This is a genomic window from Capnocytophaga sp. oral taxon 332 str. F0381, assembly GCF_000318275.2.
Lineage (GTDB): Bacteria > Bacteroidota > Bacteroidia > Flavobacteriales > Flavobacteriaceae > Capnocytophaga > Capnocytophaga bilenii.
Window position 1 is genome coordinate 1 of record NZ_KB291341.1, and the last position, 20,483, is coordinate 20,483.

General features: G+C 38.7%; 22 protein-coding genes. 14 read left to right on the top strand and 8 right to left on the bottom strand.

From position 1 onward, the window contains the following. Positions 1-124 precede the first annotated feature (124 nt). Entirely contained in the window at positions 125-967 is an 843-nt protein-coding gene (locus HMPREF9075_RS10180) for a hypothetical protein (RefSeq protein WP_009416507.1), read from the bottom strand. Between the two features lie 370 nt (positions 968-1,337). Between HMPREF9075_RS10180 and HMPREF9075_RS10185 the strand changes: the two genes are divergently transcribed. From HMPREF9075_RS10185 to HMPREF9075_RS10250, 14 genes are all read left to right on the top strand, one after another. Continuing rightward, a complete protein-coding gene (locus HMPREF9075_RS10185; protein WP_009416509.1) occupies positions 1,338-3,392 on the top strand; it encodes a M3 family metallopeptidase in 2,055 nt (684 codons plus the stop codon). A gap of 36 nt (positions 3,393-3,428) precedes the next feature. Next, entirely contained in the window at positions 3,429-3,848 is a 420-nt protein-coding gene (locus HMPREF9075_RS10190) for a 2TM domain-containing protein (protein ID WP_157049255.1), read from the top strand. Beyond that, on the top strand, positions 3,845-4,336 hold the full coding sequence (locus tag HMPREF9075_RS10195; protein WP_009416511.1) for a dihydrofolate reductase: 492 nt from the start codon (positions 3,845-3,847) through the stop codon (positions 4,334-4,336). The genes HMPREF9075_RS10190 and HMPREF9075_RS10195 overlap by 4 nt, the downstream gene beginning before the upstream one ends. A 44-nt stretch (positions 4,337-4,380) precedes the next feature. Further along, a complete protein-coding gene (locus HMPREF9075_RS10200; protein WP_009416512.1) occupies positions 4,381-5,169 on the top strand; it encodes a DUF2797 domain-containing protein in 789 nt (262 codons plus the stop codon). Between the two features lie 85 nt (positions 5,170-5,254). Continuing rightward, positions 5,255-5,860 carry a superoxide dismutase gene (locus tag HMPREF9075_RS10205; RefSeq protein ID WP_009416513.1) on the top strand — a complete coding sequence of 202 codons (606 nt, stop codon included), beginning with the start codon at positions 5,255-5,257 and terminating at the stop codon, positions 5,858-5,860. Between the two features lie 152 nt (positions 5,861-6,012). Continuing rightward, positions 6,013-7,200, top strand: a complete 1,188-nt coding sequence (gene pncB, locus HMPREF9075_RS10210) for a nicotinate phosphoribosyltransferase (protein ID WP_009416514.1) — start codon at positions 6,013-6,015, stop codon at positions 7,198-7,200. Continuing rightward, positions 7,197-7,358 carry a hypothetical protein gene (locus HMPREF9075_RS13595; protein WP_009416515.1) on the top strand — a complete coding sequence of 54 codons (162 nt, stop codon included), beginning with the start codon at positions 7,197-7,199 and terminating at the stop codon, positions 7,356-7,358. The genes pncB and HMPREF9075_RS13595 overlap by 4 nt, the downstream gene beginning before the upstream one ends. 30 nt (positions 7,359-7,388) lie before the next feature. After that, on the top strand, positions 7,389-7,934 hold the full coding sequence (locus tag HMPREF9075_RS10220; RefSeq protein WP_009416516.1) for a Smr/MutS family protein: 546 nt from the start codon (positions 7,389-7,391) through the stop codon (positions 7,932-7,934). Further along, a complete protein-coding gene (locus HMPREF9075_RS10225) occupies positions 7,931-8,590 on the top strand; it encodes an ABC transporter ATP-binding protein (RefSeq protein WP_009416517.1) in 660 nt (219 codons plus the stop codon). The genes HMPREF9075_RS10220 and HMPREF9075_RS10225 overlap by 4 nt, the downstream gene beginning before the upstream one ends. Positions 8,591-8,610: 20 nt before the next feature. Next, entirely contained in the window at positions 8,611-9,009 is a 399-nt protein-coding gene (locus HMPREF9075_RS10230) for a PepSY-like domain-containing protein (protein WP_009416518.1), read from the top strand. A gap of 73 nt (positions 9,010-9,082) precedes the next feature. Continuing rightward, on the top strand, positions 9,083-9,526 hold the full coding sequence (locus HMPREF9075_RS10235) for a PepSY-like domain-containing protein (protein WP_009416519.1): 444 nt from the start codon (positions 9,083-9,085) through the stop codon (positions 9,524-9,526). 1 nt (position 9,527) lies between these two features. After that, on the top strand, positions 9,528-9,962 hold the full coding sequence (locus tag HMPREF9075_RS10240; protein WP_034557568.1) for a PepSY-like domain-containing protein: 435 nt from the start codon (positions 9,528-9,530) through the stop codon (positions 9,960-9,962). A gap of 72 nt (positions 9,963-10,034) precedes the next feature. Beyond that, a complete protein-coding gene (locus tag HMPREF9075_RS10245; protein ID WP_009416521.1) occupies positions 10,035-11,264 on the top strand; it encodes an NAD(P)/FAD-dependent oxidoreductase in 1,230 nt (409 codons plus the stop codon). A gap of 182 nt (positions 11,265-11,446) precedes the next feature. Continuing rightward, positions 11,447-11,815 carry a PUR family DNA/RNA-binding protein gene (locus tag HMPREF9075_RS10250; RefSeq protein ID WP_009416522.1) on the top strand — a complete coding sequence of 123 codons (369 nt, stop codon included), beginning with the start codon at positions 11,447-11,449 and terminating at the stop codon, positions 11,813-11,815. 79 nt (positions 11,816-11,894) lie between these two features. Here the strand turns inward: HMPREF9075_RS10250 and xerD are convergent, their stop codons facing one another. From xerD to HMPREF9075_RS10285, 7 genes are all read right to left on the bottom strand, one after another. After that, positions 11,895-12,806 carry a site-specific tyrosine recombinase XerD gene (xerD, locus tag HMPREF9075_RS10255; RefSeq protein WP_009416523.1) on the bottom strand — a complete coding sequence of 304 codons (912 nt, stop codon included), beginning with the start codon at positions 12,804-12,806 and terminating at the stop codon, positions 11,895-11,897. A 203-nt stretch (positions 12,807-13,009) separates the two neighbouring features. Beyond that, complete coding sequence (locus HMPREF9075_RS10260; RefSeq protein WP_009416524.1) at positions 13,010-14,083, bottom strand: BT_3928 family protein; 1,074 nt, start codon at positions 14,081-14,083, stop codon at positions 13,010-13,012. A 93-nt stretch (positions 14,084-14,176) separates the two neighbouring features. Further along, positions 14,177-14,650 carry a transcription elongation factor GreA gene (gene greA / locus HMPREF9075_RS10265; RefSeq protein ID WP_034557550.1) on the bottom strand — a complete coding sequence of 158 codons (474 nt, stop codon included), beginning with the start codon at positions 14,648-14,650 and terminating at the stop codon, positions 14,177-14,179. Between the two features lie 319 nt (positions 14,651-14,969). Beyond that, on the bottom strand, positions 14,970-15,722 hold the full coding sequence (locus HMPREF9075_RS10270; RefSeq protein WP_009416526.1) for a murein L,D-transpeptidase catalytic domain family protein: 753 nt from the start codon (positions 15,720-15,722) through the stop codon (positions 14,970-14,972). A gap of 130 nt (positions 15,723-15,852) precedes the next feature. Next, complete coding sequence (locus HMPREF9075_RS10275; protein ID WP_009416527.1) at positions 15,853-17,967, bottom strand: TonB-dependent receptor; 2,115 nt, start codon at positions 17,965-17,967, stop codon at positions 15,853-15,855. Beyond that, positions 17,964-19,493: an LptF/LptG family permease gene (locus HMPREF9075_RS10280; protein WP_009416528.1), complete on the bottom strand. Its 1,530-nt coding sequence runs from the start codon at positions 19,491-19,493 to the stop codon at positions 17,964-17,966. Before HMPREF9075_RS10280 ends, HMPREF9075_RS10275 begins: the two co-directional genes overlap by 4 nt. A gap of 19 nt (positions 19,494-19,512) precedes the next feature. Continuing rightward, on the bottom strand, positions 19,513-20,154 hold the full coding sequence (locus tag HMPREF9075_RS10285) for an outer membrane lipoprotein carrier protein LolA (protein ID WP_009416529.1): 642 nt from the start codon (positions 20,152-20,154) through the stop codon (positions 19,513-19,515). Between the last annotated feature and the right edge of the window lie 329 nt (positions 20,155-20,483).

Below are 20,483 nucleotides of genomic sequence, written 5' to 3' on the forward strand. Positions count from 1 at the left end.
GGGGAATGTTTCTCAAAGGAAGTCCACAAGCTGGGGCATCAGAGTATTAGCACATTGATAATCAGTTTATAGGCAATTTGCCAATCACCCCCACATTCAAAATTCAGAATTCAAAATTCAGAATTTAAAACTGTATCCCAAATGAAAAAGGATACTGGCTACCACCATTAGCAAAAAGAGGCATTACAGCATAACGCACATACACCGCTACATCTTTATAGCCCAAATATGCCGACCCTCCCCACGACAATTGGTTGATACCTAAATCCTTACGAGTAACACTCTTATAATGCACATTATCTTCGCTGTATTTCATCTTTTGGCTGCTGTCCAGCGACAAACTTCCGTAAACACCTATCCCCAGTTTAATCCTATCTCTATAGTTATAGTAGTGCATATTACTGTTAGGATAAAGGTTAAACTCTATATGCAGAGGCAATACAAGGTTGTGCATACGAAGTTTAGATACCGAAGTATCATTAGCATAAGAAGCCAACAGCGTTTCGTTGTTATTAACCACAAAATGCTGATTGTTCTTGATAGACAAGCTGTTAAACTGCCACAATAGCGCGTAATTAAATCTCAAACTATTCTTTTTGTTGATGTAATGAGCTATTTTAAAACCCAATTCAAAATTGTAAGAACCCATAAAGTAATACTTACTATTACCCCCACTGAGGTTGTAAAAGCCTATAGCAGTGTGACTAAGCAAGTCTTCTTTCAACGAAAAAGGCTTCCTATAAGCAGGAACATACCTATGCAAAGGCGTATCAGGTTCAGGAGGTTCAGGAGCTTCCTGAATTTCAGCAGGAGGTGGAGGCGCAGGAACATCAAACTTTTCTGAAGGAAAAGGCTCCTCATAAGGAGTATCAGGAAGGCTATCTTTAGCCTCAGGCATTGTAGGTTCTTGAGCAGCTGCTATCACAACCCAAAAGAACAAAGACGATAAAAGAAAAAAATGCTTCATTGTTATTTAGATTTTTAAGTTTTTTTATTCCGTTTCTCCACCCCACCCCGAGCGAACCTTCAGCGAACCTTCAGCGAAGGATGAGCGAAGGATAAGCGAAGGATAGTCGGCGAGCTGGCGCAGCCGAGTATGTGACGACCCCTCCAACTCTCAATACCGCAAAATTACAAAAAAAAACCAATAAAAACGCTAAAATGTTATATTTTTTTGTCAGGTTCAAAAAAATATAGTAATTTTGCACCCTAAAAAATTGATATGAAATTATATAACGAAGATTTGCACTTAAAAATACTTTAGGGGCACATCTTTCTATTTTTTGAAATTCTAAACCCAATACTTAGCAATTTCATACTCAAAAAGCAAAATACTTATGAAATATCAAACTAAAAAATTAGGACAAACAAACGTCTTCGGTACCGAATATGATGCCGTCCCTTTTTCCCGATTCACAACCTTAGATTACAAACCCGCTATTGAAGAAGCTATTAAGGAAAGTTTAGACGAAATAGACGCCGTTAGTAAAAATTACAAACCCGCTACTTTTGAAAACACCATTATCCCATTAGCTTATAGCACCGCTCGTTTAGACCGATTTACAGCGATGCTTTTCAACCTCAATAGTGCCGAAACATCAGTCAATTTACAAGCACAAGCACAGCTGGTATCCCCCCTGCTTACCGATTATCACAACGATGTCTATCTGAACGCCCTCCTGTTCAAGCGCGTAAAATCTATTTATAGGCAACGCGACAAAATGTCTCTTTCCCCCGAACAGCTCGTCTTGATAGAAAAAATACACAACGCTTTCCTGCGCAATGGTGCCGCCTTACGACAACGCAAAAACCGCTTGCGCGAGATAGACCGTGAGCTCTCCAGCCTTACACTCTTGTTTTCAGAAAATATACTAAACGAAACCAACCAATATGTACTACATATTACCGAACCCGAAATGATCAGCGGCATCCCCAATGAAGTATTAGCATTGGCAGAAGCCGAAGCTCAAAAAAGAGAGTTAAAAGGCTGGTGTTTCAATCTCAGCGCACCGGTCTACTTGCCCGTGATGAAATATGCCGATAGCAGGCTGTTACGCCGCGAATTGTTTTTAGCTTATGAGTCGCGTTGCTCACATAGCAATTTCAATAACAACGAAGATTGCTTGCAACGCATTGCTTCTTTGCGCCGTGAGCGCGCACGCTTGTTAGGCTATGAAAATCACGCCGCTTTTGTGCTCGAACGTCGTATGGCAGAAAATACCGATAAGGTAATGAACTTCCTCCACACGCTGCTCGATGAAGCGCTACCTCGCGCCCAAGCCGAGATTACTATGCTCAAAAACTTCGCAGGAAACTATTGGGAAGAAGATGGCGACAAAAATTTCTATATGTACGATTTTTATTATTATGCCGAAAAACTAAAACAAAAATTGTATAATATAGACGACCAGCAGCTGCGCCCCTACCTTTCGTTAAACAATGCCGTAAAAGGCGCTTTCGCTATAGCTAATAAATTATATGGCATTCATTTTCAAGAAATTGATACCATAGAAAAATACAACCCCGAAGTGCAAACCTATAAAGTTACCGATAAAGACGGCTCTTACCTCGGTTTGCTATACGCCGATTTCTTTCCGCGCGAAGGAAAACGCGCAGGAGCTTGGATGACAGTATTTAAAAACCAATATATAGACGAAGACGGCAACAACTCACGCCCACACGTGGCTATTGTGTGCAACTTTACACGCCCTACAGAAAATACCCCATCACTGCTCAGCTTTGATATGCTCCGCACACTCTTCCACGAGTTTGGGCACGCCTTGCACGCCTTGCTCTCCAACGTTACTTACCCCGAACTGAGCGGTACTCACGTAGCTCGTGATTTTGTAGAACTACCCAGCCAAATAATGGAAAATTGGTGCTATGAAGAAGAAGCTTTGCGCTTGTTCGCAACGCATTACCAAACAGGCGAACCTTTGCCTATGGAATGGGTAGAACAGATAAAAAAAGCAGCTCACTTTATGGAAGGAGTACTCACCGTGCGCCAGCTCGATTTCGCTTTTATAGATATGTCTTGGCACACCCCCAAATACAACGATGAGTTTAGAACTGCCAAAAACGTAGAACACAGCGTAGGAGTATTAGGCAATGTAGTAACTATCCCCAAAGAACGCTGCATTTCTACTTCGTTTTCTCATATTTTTAGCGGAGGCTATGCCGCAGGCTATTACAGCTATAAATGGTCGGAAGTATTAGATGCTGATGCTTTTGAGGCTTTTAAAGAAAAAGGAATATTCAATACCGAAACAGCTGAGCGCTTTAGAAATGAAATACTTAGCAAAGGCGGTAGCGATAAAGAAATGACACTGTATAAGAACTTTAGAGGCAAAGAACCAAGCTTAGAGCCCCTATTAAAACGATTAATAAATTAATAGCCATAGGGCACCAAATCATCAAATCATATGAATATAACAAAACAACAACTGACACCAGAGCAGTACGAGCTTTTCAAAAATGCCGAAATGCGTATGAAACAAAAACGCTTGCTCTACATTCACTTTTTTGTGATGTTGTTAGGCTGCGCCTTCTTTTGGGTAGCTAACAAATTGTTAGATTACTTGCCCGAATACAATTGGTGGCAGCTATTATCCGCTTTATGGCTCTTCTTGTGGCTATGGCACGCAGTAAATGTTTTCTTCTTTAGTAAATTCTTAGGAAAACAATGGCGCGAAAAACAACGCGAACAACTCATAGCAGCACAACAAAAGAAAATTATCAAAATGGAAGCAGCTATAGAACGTGATTTTGAACAACAAAAACAACAAGCTCAACGCGAATTGGCAGCTGCAGAAAAAGCTCAACAAAATAACAATTCACAAGCAGTATGATAACTATCATTGCTGCCGTAGGAAATAATAACGAATTGGGCAAAGGGGCAGACCTACTATGGCACTTGCCAAACGACTTTAAACACTTCAAAGCGCTTACCACAGGGCATTGTATCATTATGGGGCGAAAAACTTTTGAAACGTTTAAAAAACCGTTGCCTAATCGCAAGCATATTGTGGTAACTCGTCAGGCTGATTACTACAAAGAAGGGGCTATAGTGGTACATTCGCTAGAAGAGGGTATCGCTTTGGCTTTGCATACCGACCCCGACCCTTATATCATCGGCGGGGGGGAGATTTATGCACAAGCACTTCCTCTTGCCAACCGCATTGTGCTTACGCGGGTACATCATCATTTTGCAGAAGCTGATGTTTTCTTCCCCGAAATAGACCATAAAAAGTGGAAACTTGTAGAGGTAGAGCATTTTAAGGCTGATGAGAAACACGCCTATGATTATAGTATTGAATATTTAGTGCTTAATGATTAGAAGGCAACACCCACTAACTACTAATGACTAACGCCTAACGACCAATGTTTACAGGAGTATTACAAAAAATGCTTACAGAATGGGCAGACCCCATAAGGTATTACCTACCTATGGAAAGTGATTTTGTAGCGATGAACCAGCTGATAGGACAGCATATAAGTCTGCAATTCAAACACTTCCAATGTTTGAATTGTGGTGAGAACAAGCCTATATTCAGACAAGGATACTGCAAAGAGTGTTTTTTTGCAGTACCACAAACAGCAGATTGGATTATGCATCCTGAACTGAGCAAAGCCCACTTGAATATAGAAGAGCGTGATTTAAACTACGAACAGCAAATGCAATTGCAGCCTCATTATGTGTATTTAGCCAATACAAGCGAGGTGAAAGTGGGGGTAACCCGCAAAAGCCAAGCTCCTACCCGCTGGATAGACCAAGGCGCTCACGAGGCACTCGTAATTGCCGAAGTGCCTAATAGGTATTTAGCAGGAATAGCCGAAGTCGCTCTAAAACAACATATTGCCGATAAAACCAATTGGCGTAAAATGCTCACCAATCAATTCACTTCTGTAGATTTACAAGCTGTAAAAGCACAGTTACGCCCTTTTATCCCCCAAGAAGTACAACCGTATATTGCAGAAGAAACAGCCTTGTGGCATCTGCACTTTCCAGTATTGCAATACCCTGCACAGGTACGTTCACTACAATTGCTACAAACACCACATTATGAAGGTAAATTAGTGGGTATCAAAGGGCAGTATCTTATTTTTGAAGACAATACAGTTTTTAATATAAGAGGCAACGAAGGGCTTGTAGTGGCGTTGGCGTTATAACACTATCAATAAAATTGATTGTGATTGTGATATTTATTGAATAAGATTCTTTATCTTTGCATCAAAAACTAAAATACCTAATATTATGGCTTTTACATTACCTAAATTACCTTATGCTTACGATGCGGTTGAACCTTATATAGACGCTCGTACTATGGAAATACACCATACCAAGCACCACAACGCTTATACTACAAACTTGAACGCTGCTATTGCAGGTACCGACTTAGACAACCAGTCTATAGAAACCATACTCACTACGCTGGATATGAACAACGCCGCAGTGCGCAACAATGGTGGCGGCTATTACAATCATAACCTTTTTTGGGAAATAATGGCTCCTAAAGCTGGCGGGCAACCTACAGGTGAGCTTGCTAAGGCTATAAACGATGCTTTTGGTAGTTTTGATAATTTTAAAACTGCGTTTAGCAAGGCAGCCGCTACCCGCTTTGGTTCTGGTTGGGCGTGGCTTTGTGTTCATAAAGGTGGTAAAGTAGAGGTGTGCTCTACAGCCAACCAAGATAACCCGCTAATGCCTACTATGCAATGCGGTTTCCCTATCTTAGGGCTTGATGTGTGGGAACACGCATACTACCTAAACTATCAAAATCGCCGTCCCGATTATATAGAAGCGTTTTTCAATGTTATCAATTGGGATAAAGTAGCCGAATTATACAATAATAACAAATAATACCTGAAGTTAAATTACTCATATCTTACTTTGCCAAAAGTCGTAGCTCAACAAACTACCCACTTTTGGCAAAGTTTTTTATTTGTTATTTATCATTATTTTTGTATCTTTGCCCGCAATATGGTATAATTACTAATAATTTACTGAAAACTATGACAGTAGAGAACAAAGCTATTTTAGGGTCATTATTAGATAATGACTTCTATAAATTTACAATGCAGTGCGCCGTAGTGCAGTTATTCCCAAGAACTAAAGCACGTTATACGTTTATCAACCGCGGAAAACACTCTTTCCCTGCAGGTTTTGCCGATGCAATGCGCGAAACGGTAAAAGCTATGAGCCAGTTACAACTTAGCAAAGAGGAAAAAGAGTTTTTACGCGTAAATTGCCCCTATTTAAGTCCGCTATACTTAGATTTTTTAGAAGGCTATAAGTATGACCCTTCCGAAGTGAAAATTGCACAAAACGGAGATGATTTGCAAGTAACAGTAGAAGGCTATTGGTATCGCACAATATTGTGGGAAGTGCCTTTGCTCGCAGTAATTAGTGAATTGTACTATAAAATGACGGGTGCAATAGGTTGGACAGATGCCCAAATAGAAGCCAATACACGTGAAAAAGAAAACTTTTACAAAGATTGGGGGGTAGTGTTTGCCGAATTTGGTACGCGTAGGCGTCATTCATATCACGTACACGATATCGTAATGCGTACCCTAATGCAAGGCTACAACAGCTCTTTTATAGGCTCAAGCAATGTGCATTTCGCAATGAAATACAAAGTGAAACCCATAGGAACTCACGCCCACGAATGGTTTATGTTTCACGCTGCCGAATATAGTTACAAAATGTCAAATGCACTGTCATTAGAGCATTGGGTAGATGTGTTTAGAGGTGATTTGGGGGTTGCCCTTTCCGATACTTATACTACCGATGTGTTCTTCAAACAATTTGATAAGAAATTTAGTAAATTGTTTGACGGAGTGCGACACGATAGCGGAGACCCTATAGAATTTGCCGAAAAAACTATTGCCCATTATAAAAAAATGGGTATCAACCCGCTAAGCAAATACATTATCTTCTCTGACGGGCTAAATACCGAAAAAGTACGTGCTATTACCGAGGCTTGCAAAGGAAAAATAGGAATCTCTTTTGGGATAGGTACTAATTTAACTAACGATGTAGGATTACGCCCGATGAACATTGTAATGAAACTTACCGAAGTGCTTACAAGTGATAATGAATGGGTACCTACCGTTAAACTATCAGATGAGCCTAACAAGCACACAGGCGACCCTAAGATGATACAATTGGTAAAAGAGGTTCTATCTATAAAACAATGAAATATACACTGATAATATTAGGGGCTGCGGTAGCACTGTCGCGCTATTGGTTTGCCCAATACGACCAGCTACTGCTAATAGTAGGCGTTTCGCTGTTGATGATAGGTATTTATATGATATCGCGTTCTATACCTCCTAAAAATGAAGAAAACGATTAGTGGGGTATTAACTAAAAGTTGGATAAAAAGATGAATATTGGCGATTATATTGAGGCGATAGATGATACGATACGAGGGCACGTAATAAGGCTTACAGCACGCGAGGTTACAATGCTCACCGAAGAGGGATTTGAACTTACATTAGGGCGCGATGAGGTGATTGTGCTGAAAGAAGAACTACCGCACAACGTATTTACAGCCATTGACGAGGAGAGTTTGCAAAAAGATTCGATAGTGAAAAAGAAGCGTCCTATGGCTTTGAGCAAAAAAGACAAACTAATTCCCCCAATGGAAGTAGATTTACACATAGAAAAATTGGTGAATAATCCGCGCCATATGACTAACTATGAGATGCTTACCTTACAAATAGAAACAGCACGCAGGCAATTAGAATTTGCCATAGCCCAACGCCGCCAGCGGGTGGTGTTTATTCACGGAGTAGGCGAGGGGGTACTGCGAATTGAGTTGGAAACACTCTTAGGAAGGTATAACAATATTACTTTTTACGATGCCGAATACGCCAAATATGGCATCGGGGCTACTGAGGTGTATATCTATCAAAATGCAAAAGAATGATAAGAGCACAACATATTCACAAAACCTATAAAGATTTAGAGGTACTCAAAGGGGTATCTGTAACGGTAGAAAAGGGCGAGGTGGTTTCTATAGTAGGAGCATCGGGGGCTGGCAAAACTACCTTGTTGCACATATTGGGTACTTTGGATAGAGCTGATAACCGCACAGATACATCATTGTTTATCAATAATACCGATATACGCGGGCTTTCTGATAAACTCTTAGCAAAGTTTAGGAATGAACATATAGGCTTTATTTTTCAGTTTCACCAATTGTTGCCAGAATTTACGGCTTTAGAAAATATCTGTATACCTGCACTCATCAAGGGGGAAAACAAACGCGATGCCGAGCGGCGTGCTATGGAGTTGTTGTCGTTTTTGCAGTTGGAAGCGAGGGCTCATCACAAGCCCAATGCACTATCAGGAGGCGAACAGCAACGGGTATCAGTAGCCAGAGCACTTATCAATAATCCTGCTGTAGTATTCGCCGATGAGCCAAGTGGTAATTTAGATTCGGAAAGTGCCGAAAATTTGCATAAGCTCTTCTTCCAGCTGCGTGATGAATTTCAGCAAACATTTGTAATCGTAACGCATAATGAGGAACTTGCAGCTATGGCAGATAGAAAATTAGTGATGATAGACGGAAGAATACAATAATAACAAATAATATAAACATTATGAGAAAAATAGTACTATTAATAGGAGCACTTGCATTGCTACAGTCCTGCGGACCTTCGCTGCCTAAACCTGCGAATGAGTTTATAAAAACGTACTTTCCGCAAGCAAAAGTGCAGGAAGTAGAAAAAGAAGACCATAATGGGGGTTTTGAAGCTAAACTAAGCGATAAAACGGAAATAAAGTTTGACCAAGCTGGTAATTGGACACAAGTGGACGGTGAAGATGGAAATACAATACCTACAGGCTTCTTTCCTCAGTCTATTGACGACTATGTACGCCAAAAAGGCTTCCTGATAGAGGGAATTAAAAAGACTAATACGGGCTACAAGGTAGATTTGATAGGATCGCACACAGATTTGTACTTCAACCACAACGGCGACCTTATAGGAAATTACTAATAAACAGCAAAAACAGTTTGGCACATTAGGTATTTTTATATATCTTTGTGCCCAAAATAAAAATATCAATAAGATGAATACACTAAAAAAACTTACAATGGTAGCCTTTTCATTGGCAGCTTTTGGAGTGGCACAAGCACAAGATGGGCTGGTGCCAGTACAGTCGTTGCCTTCTAAGGCTCAAGGCTTTATCAAGCAACACTTTTCGTTGGAAGGAGTGGTATCGGTGTGGCAAGACATCGAGCGCGGCAAAGTCGAGGACTACACCGTACTTTTTGCCGATGGCAACGAGGTAGAATTTGACGCTAAAGGAGAATGGGAAGAAGTGAAATCACGCAATGGTGCAGTTTCAGATAAGATTGTGCCTGCGAAAATCGCTAAATATGTGAAGAGTAACTACCCTAATGCGCTCATCAAAAAGATTAGCAAAAATAGCTACAAGTATGAGGTAGAACTATCCAACGATTTGGAGTTGGAATTTAAACTAAATGGTAAATTTGTAAAAGTAGATGACTAATATGAAAAAAATATTATTTGCTATCTTAGCTGCTTTTTCTCTACAAGTAGCTACAGCACAAGACAAAAAAGTAGATTTTAACGAGCTGCCTGCCGATGCGATTAACTTCGTACGCCAACACTTTTTGGTAAATGACATCACTTCAGTATGGAAAGATGTTGATTATAAAGACGAAGAATATTCTGTTATCTTCAAAGATGGGCTTGAAATAGAGTTTAACGGCGAAGGTGATTGGAAAGAAATAAAAGTACATACAGGAAAGGTGCCTGATCACGTAGTTCCTGAGAAAATATTAGCTCACGTAACTGCTACTTTCCCCTTTGAATCTGTCAAAGAAATATCACACAGTATCAACAAAAAAACTTACAAAGTAAAAGTTACTGATGGACAAAAACTAAAGTTTGACGATAATTTTAACTTTATAAAACTAAAGTAATTTTTTTGAATAGGCTTTGCCAAAGTGTTTTTTTAGGAAAGACTTTGGCAAAGTTTTTTTTATTAATTATTTATGTATGACCTTTTAATTATAGGTGGGGGAGCTGCTGGTTTTTTTACGGCTATTAACTGTGCTGAGGAGCACCCTAAACTGAAAATAGCAATACTTGAAAAAAACAAAGAGGTGCTGCAAAAAGTACGCATTTCGGGGGGCGGGCGTTGCAACCTCACCAATGCAACTTTTACTCCAGCCGAATTGGTGCGTAACTATCCACGTGGTCATAAAGAACTCCTCAGTCCGTTTCACAGGTTTATGTGTGGCGATGTGATGGCGTGGTTTGAAGCTCACGGGGTGGCACTCAAAATAGAGGAAGATGGGCGTGTGTTTCCTGCCTCAAATACTTCGGAAACAATTGTTAATTGCTTTCTTCAGCAATTGAAAACTAATGATATAGATTTATTTACAGGGCAAAATGTTAAAGAGATAACTTTTTATGAGGGTGTTTGGAGGGTAGCTACACCTACGGCTACTTTTACCAGTCGCAATCTTGTAATTACTACGGGGAGCAATCCTAAGATGTGGCAGCTATTAGAGGGCTTGGGACATAGTATTGTACCGCCAGTACCTTCGCTATTTACTTTTCAAACGCCTATAATGTGGGTAAAAGAGCTGCAAGGGATAGCGGTAACTGCCGAGGTATCACTACTTGATACGAATCGTAAGCCCCTAAAAATCAATGAAACAGCACCATTGTTATTCACGCATAAGGGCTTTAGTGGTCCTGCTATATTGCGAGCTTCGGCGTGGGGGGCACGTCTGCTTGCTGAGCTAAACTACCGATGCGTGTTGTCTATCAACTTCACTGCCAACACAGGTGCTTCTTTATCTTTTAATTCTATTTTTGAAGCATTGCAGCACTTCAAACAACAAAATGGACGTAAGTCGGTAGCTTCTTATCCGCTTTATAATCTTCCTAAGCGGTTATGGTTGGCTTTATTGGCTGCGGTGTGTATTCCTACCCAAACTTTATGGGCAGAGCTTAACAAGCAACAACAGAAAGATTTGGCACTTGCCTTGTCGCATACTGAGGTGCCTATTGATGGCAAAGCAACCTTTAAAGATGAATTTGTAACCGCAGGAGGGGTGAAATTATCAGAGGTTAATTTTAAAAGCTATGAGAGCAAGTTGCACAAAGGATTGTACTTGGCGGGCGAAGTATTAGATATAGATGCCATAACAGGAGGGTTCAATTTTCAGAATGCTTGGACAGGAGGCTATATTATAGCACAAAGTATTACATAAAATTATAGTCTTTCATTCGGTTTAAATTTTAATAAATTTAGGATTACTTCTTCTTCATAATATATAAATCTTAAAATTATAATAAAATAATTATTCTTTAATAAAAAAGTTACTGAAAAAGTTGCTTTATTGTAGCTTTTTAAAGAATTTTGTACTCTAATAATTTAATACACGTACGAACAATGGAAGAAAAAGATTTTTTAGACAACGAGGAGATTTTCTCGAAAGTCTTAAGAGCCGGCAGGCGTACTTACTTTTTTGATGTGAGGGCAACACGCGCAAATGATTATTACCTTACCATCACAGAAAGTAAGAAGTTTACTCACGATGATGGGTCGTTTCACTACAAAAAACACAAAATCTATCTTTACAAAGAAGATTTTGAGTTGTTCAAAGGAATTTTGGACGAGATGACAAGCTATGTGTTTGATGAAAGAGGAGAAGAAGTGATATCAGAACGTCATCAGAAGGACTTTAAACGTGATTATTACGAAACACGTATAAACGAAAACCCTAACGGGTACAAACATCTCGATTTTGAGGATATTTAACCAACATTATTACTATTACACTTGCGATAAGATGAGACTTCACTCAAAAAATTGTTTAATGAGTGATGACGAAAAGGGCTTATTGGGTAAAGCTCATCTTTTGGCGAGGGTGAAATTTCTCTAACACCTCTCTCAAATAACCTCTTTCTACGTGTATATAAATTTCAGTAGTAGTAATATTTTCGTGTCCTAGCATCATTTGTATGGCACGTAAATTGGCTCCGTTTTCTAACAAATGAGTAGCAAACGAATGCCTAAAAGTATGAGGGCTTATTTTCTTCTGCAAGCCTACACATTCGGCAGTACGCCGCACTATAGTAAAAATCATTGCCCTTGTAAGTTGCTGCCCTCGGCGGTTTAAGAACACATAATCTTCGTGTCCTTTTGCTATTTTTAAATATTTTCGTTGATTATCAATATAATTTTTTACTTGCCTTTGGGTGTATTTCTCAATAGGTACAAGTCGCTGTTTGCTCCCTTTTCCTACAATACGTATGAAATCTTCTTCAAAGAAAAGGTCAGAGAGGCGTAGGTTCACTAATTCAGATACACGTAAGCCACAAGCGTATAGTATTTCAATAATAGCCTTATTCCGGTGTCCTTCATCGGTGCTGAGGTCAATAGAGTTCAGCAGAGTGTCTATTTCTTGTAAAGAGAGCGTATCGGGGAGTTTTAAACCTATTTTCGGGCTGTCTATAAGGCTCATAGGGAAATCTTCACGTCCTTTTTCGTACATCATAAATTTGAAAAAGCCCTTTAAAGAGGATATTAATCGGGCTTGAGAACGCGCATTGAGTAGTTTTCCTTCTTGGTAAATAAATTGTCGTAAGGTATCTTCAGTAATATTGTCGGGAGTTTCGGTTATGTGGTATTTTTGTAGGTAATTTATCAGCTTTTCAATGTCCAATCCGTAAGATGTTACGGTGTTTTGTGATAATCCGCGTTGGAATCGCAAATAGTGTTGAAAATCAGTATTGGCACTTTGCCACATATTATACGTTTTTTTAAGGTAATAAAAGCATTAAGAGGCTGTCCAAAAAGTTTTTAATAGTACAATTGCGCTACACACTTTGACAAACTTTCAGAGTTTGACAAAGTTAATTGCTCAGATAATCAATCACTTTTATTCACATTGTAGGGGCGATTGGCAAATCGCCTTCACAAAACAAAACTTTTTGGACACCCTCGTTTCAATTATAAAGAATTGTAGTGTTTTTTATCAACGATAGTTCCTTTATTCAGCCATACTACACCTGGGTTGGCGCGTATCATTGTTTTTAGGGTAGTGCCATCATTGAAATAGAAATCAAAGTTCAGTTCGTATTTTTTGATGATATTTTGTGCCAAATCCAGCTGTGAGGTAAGCCCTATAACAGTGTAGCCCTCTTTCATAGCCTTATCGGTCAGTTCTTTTATTTTTGAAAAAGCAGCTTCATCGGTACGATCAATGCGGTAAGCAACTACCAAGATGAGCTTTTCCTTGTCCATAAACTCATCAAAATAGCTATTGCGGTCTTTATCTTCTATATAAAAATCGTGCATTAAAGGTTTAGGAGTTTCTGATGTCATTTTGATGACTTCAGCATACTCTCCATTACTATTTTTAGGAATCTGACCTGTATTGTTAGTAATATTAGTTTCTTTACCGTCTAAAACTACCGTCATATGGTAGGTTATTTTTCCCGAGGGTTGTAATAATCCTTGTGGAATATTTGCGCCTATTTTGTAAGGGCGAAAGTCCACTACAGGCAGGTAGTTATACACATAATATACAAAGATACCACAGCCTACCACTGATAAAATAGTAAGGCAGAGTAGTGTTTTTTCTTTGGCAAGTGGTTTGATGTACGCTTGTCCCCAGAAGAAAAGTATTAAGGCTACGGCTAAAAGTACCATATCTTTGGTAAATGACTGCCAAGGAGTGAATTTTATAGCATCGCCAAAGCATCCGCAGTCCGTAACTTTGTTGTAATAAGCCGAGTAGAATGTTAAGAAACCGAAGAATACAAGCATAGCCAATAGTAACCACAAGGTGAGTTTCTTTTTATAGCCTAAAAGCAAAGTAACACCTAAAACTATTTCAGCTATACATACCAAGATAGCCAACGCCAGAGCATAAGGTTCTAAAAAAGTGAGGTTTAGCACATTAGGAGCAAAGTAGTCTTCCAATTTAAAAGCAAAACCCATAGGGTCGTTGAGTTTTATCATTCCACTGATGATAAAGGTTACACCAAGGAAAAAGCGTAGTAAGTGTATTAAATATTTCATTTTTTTCTTATGATTGATAATTTAGGCAAAGATACAAAAAAAACTTTGTTATTGCAAAGAGCATTAACAAAGTTTGTTGTAAGTTGTTTTGTATTAACGTGTGATTTCTAATATTTCCATTTTTAGGGTACCATTAGGTACTTTTATTTCGGCAATTTCACCCACTTCTTTACCAAGTAGTCCTTTTCCTATAGGTGAGCTTACTGATATTTTTCCTGCTTTCAGGTCAGCTTCACTTTCAGCCACAAGGGTGTAGGTAAGTACAGCTTTATTGGCTAAATTTTTGATTTTAACGGTTGAAAGTACAAGTACCTTATTCACGTCCAACTGAGATTCGTCAATAAGGCGAGCGTTAGCTACAAGTTTTTCAAGTTTGGCAATTTTCATTTCTAAGAGCCCTTGTGCTTCTTTAGCGGCATCATATTCCGCATTTTCCGATAGGTCTCCTTTATCGCGCGCTTCCGCGATAGCTTGTGAGGCGCGAGGTCTCTCAACGTCTTTTAGCTGATTGAGCTCATCGCGTAATTTTTTTAATCCTTCAGCAGTGTAGTATGATACTTTTTCCATATTTTTTCTTCTTATAAATTTTAAAAAAATAAAAATCCTCTGAAGTTGGTTTTCCTGAGGATTTACGGGTGCAAAGATAATACATTTTTTTGAATGCAGCAAATTTATTTTTATAGTTGGTAGTTTTGCCTATTCCAATAGTAAGTGCTATTGGCAAATCACCGCTATAATGTACCCAAAACTATTTGATTGTCAGAATGATAAGCTTAAAAAATAATTATAGAAAAAGGCTGACGGGAGTACATACAATACATTTTAGGCAGCCTTTTTCTATAAAAAATAGTAAGTAGTAAAAATATAAAGATTTAAGTATGAGATTTTAAAATACCGATTCGCTTTCAGCCTCTTCTATAAGTTTTAAAGCATTCAGGTATTTAGATGTTTTCAAGTATTTAGGATCGTTGTAGTAAGCAAAAATCATTGTTTTTTCTTTAATAGTATTGATTACCTCAGTGTTGATATTCTCAGGCAATGCAGGGCAGCCCAAGCTCCTTCCCATACGTCCATTGCGTGCTATATAATCTTCATTGGCATAATCTGCAGCGTGAATAACTACCGAGCGTTTAGCCAAATTGCTGTTATAGCCCTTTTCATCACCGTGAAGCATTAGGCTATAGCCATTACTGCCATTATAAGTACTTCCTGTGATATAAAACCCAATACTACTCTTGTTAGATTCTATTACATCCGAAAATGAATTAGGCACTCGCTCGCCACTCTTTTTGCCGTGAGCCACATAAGTGTAAAACACTATCTTCATTTTTTGTAAATCTATTGTGTAAAAACGTTTGCTATTGCAGTCTTTTGTAAAATCAATAATAGAGAAGAGTTCTTTTTCATTCAGCCTATGCTGTTTTTTAAGAGTTTGATACCCTATATAGGCATAGCGGAAGGCAGCAAAACTAAGGTCGTACTGTGCAGCATTCAGTTCGTTATAAAGTCCTTTAATATTAAGTTCTGCCTTTTTCAGAGCTAATTGTCGCTCTTTGCTCAAATTGCTTTGTGCATTCACAAAATATAAAAAAGTACTTAATATAAACACAAGTATCAAGAATATATACCTCTTATTCATAGTGCTGTTCGTGTTTTATAGAGAAACAATTATTAGAGTTTATTGCTATGAGTAATATTCAGGCGCAAAGATAGTATAATTTCCCTATACAGTGTGAAAAAATTGTATTTTTAACATTAACTTTAACATTTTAAGGTAATTGGTCTATAATTTCGCTACTTCTATCCTTCCCTATACTGATAAACCACCCCACCAAGAACGACCGCTTATAAGGTAGTGTTATAGGCAATCTGTAACTACCATCGTTTGAGTAACGGTAGCTAAAAATAGGCTCATACCCCGTAATGTTATTTACCGAGAAAACTACCGTATTAAACGTATGTTTCCCCTTGCGTAATAAAGCAATATTAGCATTCAGATTGTAATATACAGGAGTCCTATCCGATAAAAATGAGCTATTGTTAGGATTCTCATAAGATCTTCCACTACTCACCGAGTACGACCCTCCTACAAACAGTCCAAGTTGTTCAAAAAAATACTTGGCTACTATGTGTGCCGTATGCGGCATTGCAAAAGAAGGCTGAGCCATTATAGGATAGTGTAAAAATTGCCGTTGGGTATCCAAAAAGCTATATGATAGCCAATAGTCAAAGCCTTTTAGCGTTTTAGAGTCACGCCAAAATATATCTATACCTTTAGCATAACCCCTACCGCTTGCCGTAGGCAAATGCCCATTGGCATACGATAGCAGTCGCTGGTAATCTTTGTAATAAGCCTCTACTCTAAAGATGCGCCTATCATAACTATATTGATAATTAGCTATATAGTGTGCCGATTTAGCAAAAGCTAAGTCTCGGTAAATAGGCAAAAAGCTCTCAGTAGGTTTTTGGCTGTATAGCCCTGCCGAAACACTCAGCTGGTGCAGTTTCCCCGTGCGATAATTTAGTGCCATACGCGGCAACACATCCGCTTGGTGTAGCTGGTTACTATACTCTGTGCGTATCCCCGCTTGCAGGTATAGCTTGCGTTGCAAAGGCAGTGATGCATTTGCCCATAAAGCCGTTGTGTAATCATTGCCATAATTGCCGTTATAGGCAAACAGCTCTGTTCCCACTTCAGTATGCCAATTGTCAATAGGTGTTCCTGCAGCTACCGCTCTAAATTGGTGCTGGGTAGCATATTTGTGTTCATAATTATTCCAGTCAGTAATTTTATCACGGTTATAGTTAAAACCATAGCCCGTATAAAGTTCCCAATGTGTGTTCAGCTCTTGTGTATAAGTGAGTATAGATACTGCATTTACGTTTTTAGATTCGTAAGGATGTTTTTCCCCTCGCAATTCCACTTGTGGCTGATTGATAGCTTGCTCCATAGTATTGCAATAACCATACCACTTCAGCATCCCTTTTGGGGTGTTTTGCCTAAAAGTACCTGTAAGTATAAGACTTTCAGCAGGTTTTAGCCATTCTACGTGTTGTTTTACTAACTTGTGATAGGGTTTGAAGTTGAAATATCCCACATCAAAACCTCCTGAGCGAGTTTCTTTCTTACTCAAAAAGTCGTGTCCTCCTTGTATGCCATAGGGCAATATTGCAATTACGGTAGAAGGTTTATTAGGGTGGTCGTTAGTTTCTAATGAAAGCACCGAAGAAAGTGCATTGCCGTACTGCGGAGAATACCCCCCCGTATTGAAGATAATACCTTTGAAAATATGAGGAGAAAACCTATTGCGTTGCGCTACATCAGGTACACCCGAATAGAACGGATTAAGCACCTCTAGCCCATCAATAAGCACTTTAGTTTCTTCGCCGCTACCCCCCCGCACAAATAGCAGTCCGCTTTCGCCCACTTGCTGTGCCCCTGGCAGCACACTCAGCGTGCTCACTATATCCCCATCGGCTCCTGGCGTGGTATCTATATCCATTGTGTTGAGGATTATAGCCCGTTTTTTATCCGTTATGCCCAAGCTGCTTTCCCGCCCCGTGAGGATTACCTCGTCCAGTGCAGCCTCTTTTTCAGTCATTGTAATGTGCAGGGCAGGCATATCATCTTGCAAGGTGATAAGTTTGCTCGCATCATTCATTGCCAAATGCTTACACACCAGTGTTGCACTGCCTTTTTGATGGCTAACAAACTGAAAATTACCATTTTCATCCGTACTTGTCCCCTCAATAGTACCTTGCAAGAAAACATTCACCCCCATTACAGGCTTGTTGTGGTCATCTACCACCTTGCCACGTAAGGTAGTTTGCCCATAAGCAAAAGCGGCGTATAAGTATACTAATATAGCAATAAAGTGTTTCATTTTAACAATCGGTTGTGTTTAGTAAATCGTTTCATACGTTTAAGTCGGTTTATTTTATGCAATTTGTGTTTCCTGCGTTGTTTTAAATTCTTGATTTTATCCTCTATCCATCGCATTATTTTGTGCGATAGCGGAAAGTGAAATACCTCTTTATCAGTAGCCACACGAGCCGTGAGGTACACCCCAAAAGGCAAGAGAATCAGTGCAGGAATCCAAGGGGCTAAGGCAGGGTTAATTGTATTGTTTTCAGCTACGTTTTTTACAAACAATCCTATAAAGTAATAAGCCAAGAACAACACCATTGCTACTACTAAAGGCAAGCCAATCCCCCCTTTTCTGATAAAAGCCCCCAGAGGAGCTGCCACAAAAAAGAGCACAAAACAAGCCACCGTGAGTGCAAATTTATCACTGAAATTTAATATGTGTAAATTCATCAGTTTGTAGTGATATTCCACCTCACTTTGCCTGTATTCTACATTGTCTACTTGTGATTGATTAGTATTTTCTGCCATTTCCAAGAGCGTAATCTTGTTATTATCAGGAAATTTAGCAAATACCTCCTGCAAACTTACTCCTTTTGTCGTTTTTTTAGGCAAACTATCCGCTTTTTGTTCAGGTAATTGAGCGTGAAAGCCTGTCCTTTTAAACATATTCACACCATAATCAGTAATACTCTGTTTAAAATCCGTGCGAAGTGAGTCAATAGCGTAATTTAGCTGCTTCACATTCATCATTCGGTAGGTAGTAGCATCTGTTTTTTCGTTGAAATCAACGTTATTAAGGTGTGAAAGGTCTAAATTAATCACATATTGCTGAAAATGTACCTTAGCAAAAGGCAATCGCTCTTGTGATTCGTAAGTATTTGTTTTTACATCCTCGTAATAAGACCCATCTTTAAGAATCAGTTGTAAGAAATTATTCCGTTTGGTACTCCTCAGCTCCCCCTCTTTTGCCTTAATAACAATGCGATTCACACGGTCGGGCGTCTTTTTGTGAATCAGTACATTTTCCAAAAATTGGTCGTTATCACCGTGCTTCTTGTCTACTTTTATACTGATATCCTCACCTATGTTAGAAAATACCCCTTCACTGATAGCCATTGCAGGCTTCACTTTAGCAATATTGCCTCTAAGGGTGTACACCTCGCGATAAGCTACAGGAATTACATTGTTTGCCAAAAAGAAAGTACCCAGCGATAACAATGCCATTAGCACCACTAATGGTCGCATCACACGCAATAATGAGATACCCGAAGCTTTCATTGCAGCAAATTCGTAACTCTCAGCAAACGAGCCAAACGTCATTACCGAAGCAATTACCACCGCAAGTGGCATAATGATAGGAATAAGCTGCGGAATAAAATAGATTAAAAATTTACCAATAATCCACAGTTCAAGACCACGACCAGCCAATTCATCTATATAAGTGAATATAGTATGAAATACAAAAATGAGCACTAATATAGAAAGTGCTCCTAAAAAGTTGGTAAGAAACTGTGTGAGTACGTATCGGTCTAAAATTTTCATCTAAAAAATACAATTGTCATTATAGTTCCAATATAGTATAGCCGTCTTTTTTGTATTTTTCACGGTCAAATTTAAAAATATTGTCCGATAATGGCTGATTTGTCTTAAAAGTATTGATAGTAATTGTAGTTTTAGTACCGTTTTTGCCTATTTCTATCAGGTTATAGATATGTTTTGTCTGAATATCAATCCCTAAAAGAATTTGTTTCACTTCCGAAGACTGTTTTTGAGGCTTAAGTTCCACATATTGAATTTTTCGCCCACGTATATTTTGCTGAATATCCCATTTGTATTTGTAGCCTTTTTTGTAAAAAGTAAGCATACGTGAAGGGGTAATAGCAGTCTCTTCGTTAGCGTTTTTTTCTATCGTAACCTCTTCGTTTTCAGGCACTATAGTATAAGTCTTGCTACCGTCATACATTTTTGTAGCTCCCAAATAGTTCAGCAAATACTTATCTTTAGCAATAGTTACATTACCTTTAGTCTCTTGGTTAATATTCTCAGCCATATTATCCAAGTTGTATTTAAAGTCTATATAAATATTGTTGTAAGCCGACATTTTGCTATTCACCTCATCTAATAAGTTTTTAGCTTTATCAGCTTGTTGGGCATTAGCTATAGCCGTAATAATAAGCGTAGCTATTAAAAGTATTCTTTTCATCGTTAGTGTTTTTTACTGTTTAGATAATGTAAGTAGCAATTATCATTCCAAACGCAGTGATTTGAGATATAAATTTAACAAGTTTAATTATTTATCTAAGTATCTAAGTGATTAGCGATAAGCTCGTTTTCGTAGAGCTCATCGGGGTCTACTTTATTAAAAAAATTATCTATTTGCTCTTTTACATCTGAGAGTTTCATAATGCACCTCCTTTTGAGATTTTATAATTTGATTTTAATATCTCAATACAACTATCTATATCAGTTCCGTGATATCCTTTTATAATTTTTTTCATAAAACGTGTTTAAACTTTTTTGAGGAACTTGGAG